Below are 15,253 nucleotides of genomic sequence, written 5' to 3' on the forward strand. Positions count from 1 at the left end.
CTGCCGTCGCCCCGCTCGGTCTCGTGAGGGCCTGATCTTTCCCCCGGTTCTGGCAAAAAAAGGGCGCGCCGTCAGGCGCGCCCTTTTTTGAGAAATCCCCTCAGAAGAAATCCTGCAACCAGGTCTTTACACGCGTGGCGAGCTTGTCCACGCCGCCGCCGCCGCGGGACGCCCGCCGGGTCAGCCCCCCCCCAAGCGCGGTGCGGTGCGCGCCATAGAGTGCGAGGCCCGTCACCGTAGCAAAGCGCGGATCGTTCACGTTCTCCACCAAGCCGTCGAGCTTCGCGCCCGGCACCCCGATGCGCACCCCAAGCCCGAACACGTCGGCGGCGAGCTCGGTAATCCCCTCAAGCGACGCACCGCCACCGGTGAGCACAATCCCCGCGTTGAGCTTGCCCTGATAGCCAGCCTGCTGGATCTCGCGCACCACCTTGTCGAAGATCTCGTCCATGCGCTGATGAATGATGTGCGTCATCAGCTCACGCGAGAGATGTCGCTCCCCGTGCGAACCCGACGCCGGCATGGCGATCACCTGTTCGGGGTCAACGAGCGGCTCGTACGCGCAGCCGTACGCCTCCTTGATTTGCTCGGCGTCGTGCTGCGTGATCCCCAGCCCTTGCACCAGATCACTGGTCACGTTGTTGCCGCCATATGCAATGGTGCCAAGGTGCCGGATCTTTCCCTCGTGGAAGATGGCGAGATCAGTGGTGCCGGCGCCGAGCTCCACGAGCACCACCCCCAGCTCCTTCTCCTCTTCCGTAAGCACCGCCAGCGCGCTCGCGATCGGCTCCAACACCAGTTCGCGCGCCTTGTACCCCGCGCGCTCGATCGCCTTGCGCAGATTCATCGACGGCGAACTGCCGATCGTCACGAGATACATCTCGGTTTCCAGGCGCGTGCCGATCATGCCGACGGGATCACGGATGCCGTCGGCCTTATCCACGCGGTACTCCTGCGGAATGGCGTGCAGCAGCTCACGGTCCTGCGGAATGGCCATCGCGCGGGCCACCTCGTTCACGCGCTCCACATCGGCGCGCGTAATCTCGTCGCCGCTGATGGCCACCACACCGGCGGAACACATGGCGCGCACGTGCTCGCCGGCGATCCCCACATACAGGCCGTCGGCCTGCACACCAGCCACCCGACACGCCTCCTCCACTGCTGCGCGAATCGAGCGTGTGGCTTCCTCGATATCGCTCACGACCCCACGTCGGAGTCCCATGGTGCGCGTGGTGCCCACACCCAACACCTTGAGGCGCGGCGCACGCGGCAAATCGCCGTGCACCGCCGCCACGATGGCGGTGGTATGCGCGGTGCCAATATCGAGGGCGGCAACGATGGGTTCGGACGTCATGGCTGTCGGGCGATCACCTGGTTACGGAAGCGCAGGTCGAGCTCCACCACGCGCAGGCGGTTGCGCGTGAGGTCGGCTTCCACTGGTAATATGTCCTTGAAGCGCGCCACGGTCACCTGAGGAAGGGTCCGAACGGTGACGGATTCGAGTTTCAGGCGGAATTCGTCCGGTCCCTTCGGGGGCTTGACGCGATCAGCCCGCTCCACCCGGGCGAACAGCGCCGGTTCCGAAACACGGAGCCCCTCGAGCAGGTGCATGAGCACGCTATCGGCGCTGCCGGCAATAGGGACATCCAGCGGGGCCACGGCCGGATCGATCGGCAGCGCGCGTCCGCCCCCATCGACGGGATCGAGGCGCCCCCCCTTCCGGCGCACCAGCGCCACCGGCTCACGCTCCACCACGCGGACCACAAGTGTGCCAGGCAACTGACGATCCACCGTGGCGGACAGCACCAGTGGATGCATGGCCACGCGAGCCGCGAGCGGCTCCGCCGGCTGCCAGACCGACTGCAGCGTGTCTACGGCCAACAACGACAAGGCTTCGCCGCGGGGCGTGTAGCGCATCCCCTCGAATACCACGCGGCGCACGTGGAAGAAATCGAGCTGCGACAAGACCCGCGGCCCCCACCATGGGGTAGCGACCACGCCCGCCACCGCGGCGCCGATGAGCGCGAGACGGGTAATGCGCCACCAGCGCGGGCGCGTGGGCTCGCGTCCCTCGGCCCCGGCCGCCGGCGATTGGTCCATCCCGGGTGTGGTCACGATCGGGGTTGCGCTCGGAAGTCTGTCATGGGCGGCGTCAGGAATGCGGCGCCATGGTACGCAGTCGCTGCAGCAGCTCGGGCCCCGTGCGGGTGATGTCGCCGGCGCCCATCGTGAGCACCACATCACCGTCGGCGACGCACGCCTGGAGCGCCGCGGCGGCCTCGTCGCGCGGCCCCTGCCAACGCAGCACGCGCGCTGGCAGCCGATCCCCGATGAGCGCACTCGTCACACCTGGCTCGGGCTGTTCACGCGCGCCATAAATGTCGCAGAGCAGCAGGACATCAGCGGCGGCCAGCGCCGCCGCGAACTCGGCCTGCAGATCGCGTGTACGCGAGTAGAGATGCGGCTGGAACGCCAGCACGAGACGGCGCCCCGGGAAGGCATGGCGCGCCGCGGCAATGGTGGCCTGCACCTCGGTGGGGTGATGGGCATAATCGTCAACCACCTCAATCCCGCGCTCGGCACCCAATCGCTGGAAGCGACGCTCGACACCGCGAAACGCCGCGAGGCCGGGCGCCATCTCGGGCACCGTGCAGCCGAGCGCCAGCCCTGCCCCGATGGCGGCCAGCGCATTGCGGACGTTGTGCACCCCGGGCACCGCGAGCTGCACCGCGCCCAGCGGCTCCCCATCGAGGTGCACCACGAAGCTCGCGCCCGCGGCATCGAGCACCAACTCGTGGGCCACGAGGCGCGCATCGGCGGCATGTGCGGCCGGCTCCGTGCCTGGCACGGTGGCGGAGTAGGCGATCACCTCGCGGCTGCTTGCCACGCGCAGGCTCATCGCGCCCGCATCATCCGCGCAGCGCACCAGCACCCGCGCCGGCGAGCAGTACATCTCGAAGGCGCGACGGATATCGTCGAGATCACGATAGATGTCGAGATGATCTGCTTCCACGTTGAGCACGACGGCCACCTCGGGCTCGAGCGCGAGGAAGGAGCGATCGTATTCGTCGGCCTCCACCACGTACGTGGGGCCGCCGAGGCGCAGATTGCCACCCCACAGTCCAACGCGCCCGCCGACCACGCCGGTGGGATCACGACGCGCCGCGGCGAGTGCCTCGGTGGTCATGACGGTCGTCGTGGTCTTGCCGTGCGTGCCGGCGATCCCCACGAGCGACCCACCGCTCACGGCCGCCGCAAGCGCCTCGGCGCGGCGCACCACCGGTATACCGGCGGCACGCGCGGCCTGCATTTCCGGATGCGTGGTGGGGATGGCGGACGAATACACGAGCGCGCGTGCGCCCTGCACCATGGTCGCATCGTGATCGCGCACAGCGATACCGTAGCGCGCCAGATCCGGCGCGCCGCCGGGATTGGCATCCGTGCCCTGAATCCGCACACCACGCCGGGCGAGGAGCTCGGCGAGCGCGCTCATGCCCGCGCCGGCAATCCCCACGAAGTGCACGGGGCGGGCATCGGTGGCATCGAGCAGCACATCCTGCAGCGCACGCTCGGGAGTGGAGGGCGACGACATACGATCGGGGGTGGGATCCATGCAAGAAATATGGCGGATTACGCCGGATGACAACGAGACGACCAACGCACTACAACGCGCCGATGGCGCCGAGGATGGAGCGGGCGATCGCGTCGGCGGCACCGGGATGGGCCCGGAGCTCGGCGGCAGCCCGCATGCGGGCCTGTTGTGCCGGATCCCGCTGCATGGCGCGCACGATCTGATCGAGCCGCGTGGCGCTGAGCTCCGCTTGCGGCAGGTGTACGGCGGCCCCCGCCGCGGCGGTCGCGCGGGCATTGTGCGTTTGGTGATCCTGCGCAGCCGTGGGCAGTGGGACCAGCACCGCGGGAATGCCCCACGCGCACTGCTCGGCGATCGACATGGCACCGGCGCGGGTTATGGCGACGTCCGCCGCCGCGTACGCGTCGGCGATCGGTGAGAGATAGGGCCGCACGCGCACCATCGGCGCTTCGCGATCGAGATACGCGGCCGCCTGCCCACGCCCCGTGGCCCAGATGAGCGCCACCTGATCGGGCAGCCCGCCAGCCACCCACGCGGCCACGGCGTCGTTGAGGGCCCGCGCGCCCTGACTGCCGCCGGTCACGAGGACCACGAAGGCATCGGCCGGCAGCCCCCACGCCGCACGAGCGTCGGTGCGTGAACGGCGAGGCACGGGCGGCGGTTCGATGGGACACCCGACGGAATGCACCCGAGTGCGCGCCCCCACGGTGAGGCGGTCCGCGGCCTCGGGAAAGCCGAGGAACAGCGAGTGGGCGCCCTTCGCAAAGACACGTGTAGTGAGCCCGGGATGACTGTCCGGCTCGTGGAGCATGGTGGGCACGTCGTTGGCGCGTCCCCAGGCCAACGCCACCCCCGCCGCATAGCCGCCGGTGCCGATCACCGCGCGCGGCCGCTGGGTACGCGCCAGCGCCGCGATGGCACGCCACGCACTGAAGGCGCCGGCAAGCGTCTTCCAGTTGTCCCAGGGCCGCTGCCGATAGAGCGGATGCAAATCGAGCAGCGTGAAGGGAAAGCCAGCACCGGGAAGCACCTCCTTCTCGATGCCGCGGCGCGCGCCGATGAAATGTGGCTGCACCGAGGGCGCAAGGCGCACCATGGCGCGGGCAATGGCGAGCCCGGGATAGAGATGCCCACCTGTGCCACCGCCGGCGAAGAAGACCCGCGCGGGGCCTGTGTGTGGGTGCGTCGCAGGCGCCATGCGGTTCAGACCGTATCCGAGAGGAGCGGATCGGTGGCCGCGGCGCCGTACACCCGCTGACGCTCACTGCCGATGTTGACGAGGATGCCGGTCATCGCCAGGGTGAGCACGAGATTGGAGCGGCCGTACGACACGAAGGGCAATGTCAGCCCGGTGTTGGGGAGCAATCCGATCACCACGCCAAGGTGGATGAACGCGGTGAACACGGTGGTGAAGGTGAGCCCCACGGCGACGAGCGTGAGGTACGGACTTCGCGCCTGTCTCGCGATGCGGAACCCCAACCAGCCGTAGAGCGCAAAGAGGGCCGTGATGCCGGCGAGCCCCACGAACCCGAACTCCTCGCCAACGATCGAGCCGATGAAGTCGTTGTAGGCCAGTGGTAACCAGCCACGCTGCTGATTGCCCTGCCCGAAGCCCACACCGAGCACGCCGCCGGAGCCCACGGCCACGAACGACTGGAACTGCTGCTTGCTGAGGCCATCCTGCTTGTCGGCGCGCGCCTGTTCACCGGCGGTGAAGCTGCGCAGGCGCTCCTGAATGTAGCCACGCTTGGCGAGCGGTATGCCGATCAGCACCGCGCCAACCACGGCGAAAAGCATGAAGTGTGACAGGCGTGCCCCGGCCACGAACAACAGGACGGCCAGCAGAAGGCAGAACATCATCGCTACCGAAAAGTCCGGTTCGAGGATGGCAAGCACGCTGAGGCTACCCACCACCACGGCGAAGGGCATGAGCCCCTTTCCGATCTGCTTCACCTGGGCCCCCTTCTTCACGAGCAACATGGGCGCCCACACGAGAATGGCGAACTTGGCGAACTCCGACGGCTGAATGGAGCCGCCAAACAGGTAGCGCCGCGCACCATTCTGTCGCCCGGTAAGGCTTTCGGTTCCGGGGAGCACCACGATGAGCATCATCAGCAGGCTCGCGCCCATGATGGGCCACGCCAGACGCTTCCAGACCTCGGCATCGACCTTGGCCAGCACCATGAAGGCGATGGCGCCGGCCACCACCCCCACCCCCTGCCGCAGCACGAAGAAGTGCCCCGGGCTGTTGGCGTTGATCGCCACGAGCGCACTGGCGCTGTACAGCACGGCGAGTCCGAGGGTCAGGAGCACCGCGGTCACCATCACCATGGCACGCGCCTCGATCGACATGCGCCAGCGCTGGCGAGAGCCGGCGCGCGCGGCGGCGGCATGGTCCGAGGCCGGGGATGCGGCGGCTGTGCCGAGCACGCCCGTCGTCATGAGAGCACCGCGGCGAGACGCGCAAACTCGCGTCCACGCTCCTCGTAGTTGCGGAACATGTCGAAGCTCGAGCACGCCGGGGACAGCAGGATCGCGTCGCCGTCCTGCGCAAGCGCGCGTGCCTCGCCGAGGACCTCAGCGAATGGTCGACCGGCCGGCACCAGGAGCACCGGCACCTGACCAGCGAGCGGCAATTCGAGGTCGGCCTGCACCAGCGGACCGGCTTCGCCGAACGCGATGACGGCACGTGCGGTGCGCCGCAGTTCCGGCGCCAGTGACGTGTACGCTTCGCCCTTGTGACGCCCGCCCAGCAGCACCACGGCAGGGCGTGTCATGCTCGCAATGGCCACCTGCGTGGAGGCGACATTGGTGGCCTTCGAGTCGTTGAGCCAGAGGATACCCTGCTGATCATGCACCGGTTCGAGCCGGTGTGCGAGGGCATGGAACGAGCGGACGGCCGCGGCCAGGGTGTTCCGGGCCGCGGGCGTCGCGTGTGCACTGTCTGCCACCATCACAGCCAGCAGGGCCGCTAGGACGTTGGCCACATTGTGATCGCCCGCGAGCGCCACATCGGCGCGCGACAGGAGCGGCGCGCCCAGCACGTGCAACTCGTTGCGCTCGCGGTCGAACCACGCATCAACGTCGGTGCGCTTCGTGGAGAAGTGATACCAGTGGCCCGGCACACCGCGAATCAGCTCGTGCACATCGGTGTTGTCGGCCGTAGTGACCCACCGCGACGCCACGGTGGCGTTGGCGAAGAGTCGCTTCTTGTCGGCGTAGTATTCGTGCACGCTCCCATACCGATCGAGGTGATCGGGGCTGAGCGTGGTGAGGACGCCCACGTCGGGGAGCACCCCCGGCGTGTCGTGCAGCTGGAAGCTGGAGATCTCGAGAGCAGCCCAGGCGGGCGGCAGGTCGCGCAGCGGCAGCTCGGATACCGGCGTGCCGATATTTCCCACGCTGTCGGCATCGTGGCCGAGCGCGCGCAACAGGTGCGCGATCAGCGCCGTGGTGGTGGTCTTGCCGTTGGTGCCGGTGGTCGCGATGTAGCGCAGCTGCGGCGTCAAGCGCAATGCGATTTCCACTTCACTCACGATGGGGATGCCGGCCTTGGCGGCCACCTGCAGTGGCGGCACCGTTGGCGGCACCCCGGGGCTCACCACCACGACCGCCGCATGCGTGATGCGCTCGAGATTGTGGTGCCCCACATCCACACTGGCGCCCTCGCACTCGAGCTCACGCGCGACGGCGTGTACGCTGTCGGCGGTGGACACATCGGAGGCGTACACCGACTGCCCGGCGCGACGCAGCAGGCGCGACGCCGCCACGCCACTGCGCCCGAGGCCGATCACCGCAAACTCGCCGGCGCGTTCGGCGAGACGGCGTGCCACCAAGGCGGCCACCTCCTGCGATGTCCGCGTGCGCACCGTGTCCGACGTACTCTCCGAGTCCATCCTCGTCCCCGTCAGCGGAGCTTGAGCGTACTGAGCGCGAGAAACGCGCAGAGGATCCCGATGATCCAGAAGCGGATGACCACCTGGGTTTCGGGCCAGCCCTTCATCTCGAAATGGTGATGCAGCGGAGCGCGCAGGAACACGCGATGCGTCTGCGCGTACTCGAGGCCGTGCTTCCGGCGGCGGTACTTGAACACCGAACGCTGCAGAATCACCGACATCGTTTCGGCGAAGAACACCGCGCCCACGAACAGCAGGAGAAACTCGCTCTTGAGCAGGATAGCAATCGCGCCAACGGCGCCGCCCAGCGCGAGCGACCCGGTGTCGCCCATGAACACCTGCGCGGGATGCGCGTTGTACCAGAGAAAGCCGATGCAGGCGCCCACGATCGCGGCGCAAAACACCGTAAGTTCACCGGCGCCGCGCATGTAGAAGATCAGCAGGTGCGCCGACGTGTCCACGCGTCCGATCAGGTAGGCGAAGATCCCCAGCGTAAGCACCGCGATGGCCACCAGTCCCGACGACAGCCCATCGAGCCCGTCGGTGAGATTCACGGCGTTACTCACGCCGGTGAGGATGAAGGTGACCCACGGGATGTACAGCCAAGCGGCCCACGCGACCGCGGGCACCACGAGCATGTATTTGAAGAACGGCAGCGTGGTACTCGCCCCCGGCAAGGTGGAGACGGGATCGAACAGCAGGTAGGCGCCGAGGCCCAGGCCGCACGTCACCTGCCCGGCAAGCTTGTAGCGCTCCACCAACCCTTCGTTCTTCTTCCCTTCGCGTTTCTGCTTGAGCTTGAGGTAGTCGTCGAGGAAGCCGATCACCCCCATCCACGCCGTGACCGCCATGGCCAGCAGGACGTACCGATTGTCGAGCCGCGCCCACACAATGGTGGGGAGGAAGGTGGCCACGAGGATGAGGATCCCCCCCATGGTGGGTGTGGTCCCCTTGCCCGCGTGCGAATCGGGGGTTCCGGCGCGCACCACCTGGTGCACGGCCATGTCTCGCAGGCGCCGAATGATCGTCGGCCCGAACACGAAACACAGCAGCAATGCGGTCACGAAGGCCGCGGTCGCCCTGAAGGTGATGTAGTTGAGCAGATTGAGCACGCCGACATCGCGCGCGAGAGGCTGCAGCAGGAAATAGAGCACGCGAAATGGTCAGGCGGTGGGCGCGGTGGCCCACGCGGTGAGGTGCGGCACGAGGCGTTCGAGGCGCATGCCCCGTGAGGCTTTGAGCAGAATGACGGCGCGGCGATCGAGACGGGCCTCGACCAGCGGCCAGAGTGCGTCGAGCTCCACGCTGGTAATCACGCGCGGATCATCGGGCGAGACGGCGGCGAAGGCCGCGGCGAAGTCCCCCACGCCCACGATCAGATCCGCTGGGGAGGTCAGCGCGGCCTGCGCCACCTGGCGGTGCTGTTCCTCGGCCGTCGCACCGAGTTCGCGCATGGACCCGAGAATGGCCACGCGCTGCCGCCCCTGCCCCACACTGGCGAGCAGTGCGATCGCGGCGCGCATGGAGGCCGGGTTGGCGTTGTAGGCATCGTTGATGAGCGTGGCCTCGCCGAGGGTTTCCCACACCCCACGCATGCTGGGGACAGGCATGGCGGCCATCCCCAGCGCTGCGTCTTCGAGCGGCACGCCGCACGCCTGAGCGGTGGCAACGGCCAGCATGGCGTTGGCCGCCTGATGCGCACCGCGGAGCGGCAACGCGAGGCGGGTGCCGTTCACATCCAACCATGGCCGCCCTTCGTCGTCGAGCCCCCAGGCATCGGGCCTCACCGACCCGGCCGACAATCCAACGGTCACCACCGCGCGCGCGCGATCTCGGGCGATCGGCTCCACTTCTGGGTGAGCCGCGGGCACCACCGCGAGCGTGGCACCGTGAAAGACGTCGCATTCCTCTCGCAGCACGCCGGCCAGATCGCCGAGTCCCTCAAGATGCTCCTCACCAATGCTGGTGAGGACCGCCACGTCGGGGGCGGCGATCGCGCGCAGCGTGCCCACCTCACCAGGCATGTTGGTGCCGAGTTCCACGATGGCCACCTCGGCATCGCTCGGAATGGCGAGCAGTGTGAGTGGCACGCCGATGCGATTGTTGAGGTTCCCCGAAGTGGCGTGGACCACAAACGTTCGGTCGAAGGCGGCCTTGAGCAGTTCCTTGGTGCTGGTCTTGCCGTTGGAGCCTGCGACCGCAATCACGCTGCGCCCCCACGCTCGGCGCCAGGCGTTGGCGAGCTGGCCCAGCGCCACCAGCGTGTCGGGCACTACGTAGGTGGGCACCCCGAGTCCAGCGGCCTTGGCCGGATCACTCACGACGAAGGCGGCGGCTCCCGCGTCACGCGCCTGCACAAGAAAATCGTGCGCGTCGAAGCGCTCACCCGTGAGCGCCACGAACAGGTCGCCACGTGCGATGCTTCGCGTGTCCGTGGAGACGCCGGCGAGCGCGTTGGGCATGGACGGGCCGGTGCCGAGCGCCTGCGCCACGCGTTCGAAGGTCCAATACGGATGCGCCTCCAGCGGGGACACCGCGGGTACGGCGGTGAACTCGGTACCGGCGGTGGTGAAGGGGCTCACGCCTCCCCTCCCTGATCACCGGCGGCAAAGATGTCGCGTGACAGCTCGGCCACGATTGCACTCTCATCGAATGGGTACGATGTGGTACCGCGGATCTGATACGTTTCGTGCCCCTTCCCGGCCAGGACGACGACGTCGTGCGGCCCGGCGATGCGCAGGGCATGGGCGATCGCGTCGCGGCGATCGGTGATGCGTACATGGGTGCGGCCTGGCACGACATCCGTCATGCCGGCTTCAATGTCATCGAGGATCCGCTCGGGGTCCTCGGTGCGCGGATTGTCACTGGTGACGACGGCCACGTCGGCCAGTGCGGCCGCGATGCGCCCCATTTCCGGCCGCTTGCCGCGGTCACGGTCTCCGCCGCAGCCGAAGAGCACAATGAGGCGGCTCGCTTCTCCAGTTTCGCGCTGCGCGAAAGGACGCACCGCACGCAATGCGCGATCGAGGGCGTCGGGGGTGTGCGCATAGTCGCGCAGCACCGTGGGCGCTGTGCGCAGGCGCTCGAGCCGCCCTGGCACCTGCGGCACGTGCGATAGCCGCTCGGCGATCGTCTGCACGGGCAGTCCCAGCGCGAGCGCGGCGGCCGCGGCGGCCAGCGCGTTGGCCACATTGAATTCGCCGATGAGCGGCAGCGCCACCTCATGCGCCCCCGATGGCGCCACCAGCAGAAAGCGACAGCCGGTGGCCATGAACTGTACGTCCCGCGCGCTCACCTGCGCCTGTCCCTCTGCGGCGGTGCCAAACGTCAGTGTACGCGGCGCCTGGGTCACGCCATGCCAGGCGGGATCGTCGGCATTGAGCACGGCGACGCCGTCGCGTGCGAGCAACCCCACCAGCCGCAGCTTGGCGGCCCGATAGGCCTCCATGGTGCCGTGGTAGTCGAGGTGATCGCGAGTGAGGTTGGTGAACACCGCAACGGCGAAGGACAGCCCCTCCACACGACGCTGATCGAGCGCGTGCGAGGAGGTTTCCATGGCGACCGCCTTCACGCCGCGGTTCACCAGTTCCCGCAGGAGACGCTGCAGCTCCACCGGCCCGGGCGTGGTGAGCCCACCGCCACCAGGGAGCGGTGCGCCTTCGCTGCCAAGCAGCACCCCCAGTGTGCCGATCGACGCGGCCGGATGCTCCGGTGCATCGAGCAGGTGGCGCAGCAGCCCGACCGTGGTGGTCTTGCCGTTGGTGCCCGTCACCGCCACGAGTGTGAGCTCGCGGGCGGGCCATCCGTGAAATGCGGCGGCCGACACGGCGGCGGCACGGCGGCCATCCCGCACCACGAGCCGTGGCATTCCCGCGGCTTCGGCGGCAGCGGCGTCTTCCACGATGGCCAGCGCGGCCCCCGCTTCCCTGGCCGTGGGCAGCCAGGCATGCCCATCCTGCGCGGCGCCGCGCACGGCGAGAAATGCCGCGCCGGGCGACACCCGGCGGCTGTCATCGACCAGATCGCCAATGGATTCGGGGAGCGCGGGGGACTGCGACACCAGCAGCCCTGCCTCGCGCAGCGCCTCGACCAATCGGGACACGGGGACGGAGCTCATAGGGGAGACTCGAGTTGCACCGTAGAGCCGACGCGGAGCATCACGCCCGGCGCGGGGCGTGTGCGCACACCACTGCCGTCCACCACGCTCACCTGAAAGCCGGCAGCATGCAGGGTGCGCACGGCCTGACGTACGGTAAGCCCGTAGACCGACGGGACCGGCCGCAGTGCGGCGGCAGGGCGGACGGCGGGGACCTTGGCGCGTGCACCACGCGCACCATCGCTCGACGCCAGCGGCAGTTCCACCACGATGCGCGACGGCATGGGAATGGGTTCGGCCTTCGGCGGCGGCGGTGCCCTGAGGGAGTCGAAGCGCGCCGAATCGCGCTGCGCAATGCGCAGCTGTTCCGGCGTGAGCGGCTTGGGAAGCGGGGCCGGCATGGGGCGCACGCTGCGCGCGAGTTCGCCCCGATTCAACGACGCGTCGCGCGTGGAAATCGCTGACTGCAGCAGATCGTTGACCATCGTCCCCGACACGAGGCCTCCGTAGTACGTACCCACGGGGTCGATGAGGCGCGCCACAATCACGTACTGCGGATTCTCGACGGGGAACATGCCCGCGAAACTCGAGTTGTATTTGCCGATCTCGTAGCCGCGGCCTTCGTCGCGTACGCGGCGGGCGGTACCCGACTTGCCGCCCACGTCGAAGCCCTTGAGATCGGCAGCGGTTGAGGTGCCGCTATCCACCACGCTCTTGAGCATCTCGCGCATCAGCGACGACGTGGCCGCCGACACGACCCGACGGATGACCCGACGCTGATGGCGGTACACCACCGTCCCCTCGAAATCGCGGATCTCGCGGACGAGCGACGGCTGCAGCAATTCGCCCCCGTTGGCAATCGCCGCGTAGGCCAGCGCGATCTGCAGGGGCGTGGCCGCCATGCTGTAGCCGATGGACATCTGCGCGTGATCGAGCGGCTTCCACGGAGGCAGCGCCACCTGACCACGCGATTCGCTGGGATAGGTCACCCCGGTGGGTACGCCGAAGCCGAAGTCGCGGAACGTTTCGTACTGCTCACGATCACTCAGTTTCTGCGACGCCTGCACCGTACCGATGTTGCTGGAGAAGCGCACGATGTCGCGCACGGTCATCTGGGCCGCCTCGTGCGTGTCCGTATACTTCTTGGTGCCGAACTGCCAACTCCCGCCATAGGTATTGAACAGCTGGTCGGGCGCGATGCGCTTGAGATCGAGCAAGCGCGAGATCACGAACGGCTTCATCACCGAGCCGGGCTCGAACGCCTCGGTGAGGGCGTTGTTGGTATAGGCAGCCTTGCCCTTCCGAATACCGGCGAGCGCCAACACCGCGCCGTCCCGTGGATCAACGATCAGCACGTCGCCGCCGGTGGCGCCGGTGCGCTCCCGTGCGTTGGCCAGCGCTTCTTCGGCGATCTCCTGCAATTGCTGATTGATCGTGAGCATGACGCTGTGCCCCGGGCGCGCCTCGAGTGAGGGGCGCATCGGCGAGCGGATCCGACCGCCCGTGCCATCTTTCACGAGCGGATCATTGCCCGTGGTCCCGTCGAGATACTCGTTGAGGGCCGCCTCGATGCCGCTGCGTGATGCGCCGGCGCTGTTGGCCACGCCCACAATGCCTCGGAGCCCCTCGGGGGTGGAGTTGATGCGCGCGAGGGTGAGTTTGACCGAGACCCCGGCCAACGAGCGCAGATGCGCCACGTCGGCTGGGGCGAAGCGCTGGGGCAGTTCCACCCACGTGTATTGCTTGCGATTGAAGGCGCGCGCAATCCACGGCTCGGGCACGCGCAATTCCTTGAGCGTCCGCCTCAGGATGGGTCGCGAATCCACCATCAGGACCTTGCCGTCGGCACCCTTCCGCTTGCCGAAGCCGAGCTTCTTAGGCTCCACCACGAGCTGGGCCTGCTCGCGCGTTTCCACCAGCACGGCACCCGTGGCGTCGAGGATGGCCCCCCGTGGCGGCGTGACTTTGACATCGACCACATGCTGGCGTTCGGCTTCCTCGCTCCAGCGGCCGTGCTCCACGATCTGCAGCTGTGCCGACCGCGCCACCACCGCCGCCGCGAAGAGTACGAGCGAGATGTGCACGACCGCCGAGCGCCCGCGACTGATCGTGAGGGCCCCTGGCTCCGTCGACGGTGGCAGCTCCGTCATGGCACCGGCAAGGTGTCGGCGACAACACTCGCCGCGCCGGAGTCGGTGGCAATGAAGCGCGTTTGCATTTCCGCCGGGCGGATCATGCCCAACCGGCGCTGCGCCTCGGGAACCACTCGCCGGCGGCTCGTGGCCATGCGCAGATCGTTCTCGAGGGTCTTTTGCTGCGCGCGCAGCGTACGCGTCTCCTCGAGGATCCGATTGATGGCTCGCTGGGTCGCGACGCCCTGCGAACGTCGCCAGACCACCGAGGTCGCCACCCCAAGAAAGACGGCTAGGCCGATCGCCACGAGTGCGCGCCCCTTGAGCGGCCCCCGTGTCCTGCGAGCGGTTGTACGACGGGTGGCCGTGGCCATCAGCGCGCCAGCCTCCAGGCCCGCAGCCGCGCGCTGCGGGCACGCGAGTTGGCGTCCACTTCTTCCTCCGTGGCGTTGACCGGGCGCCTGGTGATCGTCTCGCCGAGCGGTTCGCCACGGCAGGTGCAAATCATCTGCTTGGGCGGACAGGTGCACGTGGCACTCCAGTCCCGGAACGCGTTCTTCACCAGCCGGTCCTCACCCGAGTGGTAGGAGATGATGGCCAGCACGCCGCCAGGGGTGAGGCGTTCACGCAGTGCGGGCAGGGCGCGCTCCAAACCGGCGAGTTCGTCATTCACGGCGATACGCACCGCCTGGAATATGCGCGCGAAGTCCGGAGCGCCGCTGCGCGGGCCCAGCACGGCACGAATCGCATCGACGAGATCATCAGCGGTGGCAAAGGGACGGCGCTCACGACGCCGGATGATCTCGCGGGCCAAACGTGCGGCGCGCGGTTCGTCGGCGTAGGCACGCAGCAGCGCCGAGAGATCCACTTCATCGATGGTGTTGAGCAGCTCGCCCGCGTCCACATCGGCATCGGTGCCCATGCGCATGTCGAGCGGGGCCCCTTCGCGAAACGTGAAGCCCCGAGCGAGATCGTCGAACTGGTGCGACGACACGCCCAGATCGAGCAGGATGCCGTCGAATGTCTCGGTGTCCGCGAGTCCCGCCTCGGCCAGGTCAGCGTAGTTGCCGAGCAGTGCGCGGAACCGGCCCGTCTTCTCGTAGTCGGCCAGCCGTTCGCGCGCGGCAGCCAGCGCGCGCGGGTCGCGATCCACGCCGGTCACCCGCATGCCGCGCTCGAGGAACGCCGCGCTGTGCCCCCCCCCGCCCAACGTGCAATCGAGCACGGTGGACGCATGGACCAGCAGCTCCTCGATCTCGTGCAGAAGCACGGGCACGTGGTAGGTGCTGGCGCGTCCCGACGGGAGCGTTCGGGACGGGCTCACGTGCGGTTCGGACAGACGTACAGGCGCGTCATGGATGCGGCAGAGGCGCCCCGTCGGGCGCGTAGACGAGCGTCGCGAGGGGGCATGATAGTAGAGAGCAGCTGGCAGCGTCAACAGAGGGTGACGCGTTCGAAAATGTGCATTACCCGTGCGCGCGCACGGATGTGATGACACCCGACCGGGTCGTGAGAATGCGCAGGGAAAACGAACGGG

General features: G+C 68.3%; 12 protein-coding genes. All 12 read right to left on the reverse strand.

Annotation, left to right across the window (positions count from 1 at the left end; all coding sequences use genetic code 11):
- Positions 1-100: 100 nt before the first annotated feature.
- Genes ftsA through rsmH form a run of 12 tightly spaced genes read right to left on the reverse strand, consistent with a single transcriptional unit; the run spans position 101 to position 15,040 of the window.
- Positions 101-1,354: a cell division protein FtsA gene (ftsA, locus tag ACIQ51_RS10255; protein ID WP_396204944.1), complete on the reverse strand. Its 1,254-nt coding sequence runs from the start codon at positions 1,352-1,354 to the stop codon at positions 101-103.
- On the reverse strand, positions 1,351-2,115 hold the full coding sequence (locus tag ACIQ51_RS10260; protein ID WP_396204945.1) for a cell division protein FtsQ/DivIB: 765 nt from the start codon (positions 2,113-2,115) through the stop codon (positions 1,351-1,353). Before ACIQ51_RS10260 ends, ftsA begins: the two co-directional genes overlap by 4 nt.
- Before the next feature lie 37 nt (positions 2,116-2,152).
- Complete coding sequence (gene murC / locus ACIQ51_RS10265; RefSeq protein WP_396204946.1) at positions 2,153-3,613, reverse strand: UDP-N-acetylmuramate--L-alanine ligase; 1,461 nt, start codon at positions 3,611-3,613, stop codon at positions 2,153-2,155.
- A gap of 49 nt (positions 3,614-3,662) precedes the next feature.
- The gene (locus ACIQ51_RS10270; protein ID WP_396204947.1) at positions 3,663-4,790 is read right to left on the reverse strand and encodes a UDP-N-acetylglucosamine--N-acetylmuramyl-(pentapeptide) pyrophosphoryl-undecaprenol N-acetylglucosamine transferase; all 1,128 of its coding nucleotides are present in this window, start codon (positions 4,788-4,790) and stop codon (positions 3,663-3,665) included.
- 5 nt (positions 4,791-4,795) lie between these two features.
- Entirely contained in the window at positions 4,796-6,034 is a 1,239-nt protein-coding gene (locus tag ACIQ51_RS10275; protein WP_396204948.1) for an FtsW/RodA/SpoVE family cell cycle protein, read from the reverse strand.
- On the reverse strand, positions 6,031-7,461 hold the full coding sequence (gene murD / locus ACIQ51_RS10280) for a UDP-N-acetylmuramoyl-L-alanine--D-glutamate ligase (protein ID WP_396204949.1): 1,431 nt from the start codon (positions 7,459-7,461) through the stop codon (positions 6,031-6,033). The genes ACIQ51_RS10275 and murD overlap by 4 nt, the downstream gene beginning before the upstream one ends.
- A gap of 38 nt (positions 7,462-7,499) precedes the next feature.
- A complete protein-coding gene (gene mraY / locus ACIQ51_RS10285) occupies positions 7,500-8,642 on the reverse strand; it encodes a phospho-N-acetylmuramoyl-pentapeptide-transferase (protein ID WP_396204950.1) in 1,143 nt (380 codons plus the stop codon).
- A 9-nt stretch (positions 8,643-8,651) separates the two neighbouring features.
- Positions 8,652-10,070 (reverse strand): UDP-N-acetylmuramoyl-tripeptide--D-alanyl-D-alanine ligase, encoded by a 1,419-nt coding sequence (gene murF / locus ACIQ51_RS10290; protein WP_396204951.1) that lies wholly within the window; start codon positions 10,068-10,070, stop codon positions 8,652-8,654.
- Positions 10,067-11,605 (reverse strand): UDP-N-acetylmuramoyl-L-alanyl-D-glutamate--2,6-diaminopimelate ligase, encoded by a 1,539-nt coding sequence (locus tag ACIQ51_RS10295; RefSeq protein ID WP_396204952.1) that lies wholly within the window; start codon positions 11,603-11,605, stop codon positions 10,067-10,069. Before ACIQ51_RS10295 ends, murF begins: the two co-directional genes overlap by 4 nt.
- On the reverse strand, positions 11,602-13,734 hold the full coding sequence (locus ACIQ51_RS10300; protein WP_396204953.1) for a penicillin-binding transpeptidase domain-containing protein: 2,133 nt from the start codon (positions 13,732-13,734) through the stop codon (positions 11,602-11,604). Before ACIQ51_RS10300 ends, ACIQ51_RS10295 begins: the two co-directional genes overlap by 4 nt.
- Positions 13,731-14,090 (reverse strand): hypothetical protein, encoded by a 360-nt coding sequence (locus tag ACIQ51_RS10305; protein ID WP_396204954.1) that lies wholly within the window; start codon positions 14,088-14,090, stop codon positions 13,731-13,733. Before ACIQ51_RS10305 ends, ACIQ51_RS10300 begins: the two co-directional genes overlap by 4 nt.
- Entirely contained in the window at positions 14,090-15,040 is a 951-nt protein-coding gene (gene rsmH / locus ACIQ51_RS10310; RefSeq protein ID WP_396204955.1) for a 16S rRNA (cytosine(1402)-N(4))-methyltransferase RsmH, read from the reverse strand. The genes ACIQ51_RS10305 and rsmH overlap by 1 nt, the downstream gene beginning before the upstream one ends.
- Positions 15,041-15,253 lie beyond the last annotated feature (213 nt).

This window comes from Gemmatimonas sp., from assembly GCF_044344655.1.
In the GTDB taxonomy this organism is placed as follows: Bacteria; Gemmatimonadota; Gemmatimonadetes; order Gemmatimonadales; family Gemmatimonadaceae; genus Gemmatimonas.